This is a genomic window from Paraburkholderia sp. SIMBA_027 (genome assembly GCF_046535315.1).
Lineage (GTDB): Bacteria > Pseudomonadota > Gammaproteobacteria > Burkholderiales > Burkholderiaceae > Paraburkholderia > Paraburkholderia tropica.
Window position 1 is genome coordinate 1 of the sequence record NZ_JAWRWY010000754.1, and the last position, 266, is coordinate 266.

Here is a 266-nt window from a genome sequence, read left to right on the forward strand (position 1 = left end):
GCCTTCCTGGCTTGCGCCGGTTTCAGTCCCGGTGCGACTCGCGGAGTTCTTCACCTGCACGGATGCCTTCTTCTTCCTTCTTCTGCGCCTTGTCACTCCGCTTGGTACCGCGCGGAGGCAACTGGAGGCTCTCTTCGGCTTCGATGCCTGACTGCAGCTCGCGGCCGCGTTCCATTTCGGCGTCGAATTCGGCACCGAAGAGGAGCGACATGTTGAGGATCCAGAGCCACAAAAGCATGATGATGACCCCGGCCAAGGCCCCGTAG

1 protein-coding gene is annotated in these 266 nt (G+C 61.3%); it reads right to left on the reverse strand.

Annotation, left to right across the window (positions count from 1 at the left end; all coding sequences use genetic code 11):
• Positions 1 to 22: 22 nt before the first annotated feature.
• A partial coding sequence (locus tag SB764_RS41075; protein WP_410866907.1) for a YhjD/YihY/BrkB family envelope integrity protein occupies positions 23 to 266 on the reverse strand: 244 nt, incomplete at its 5' end.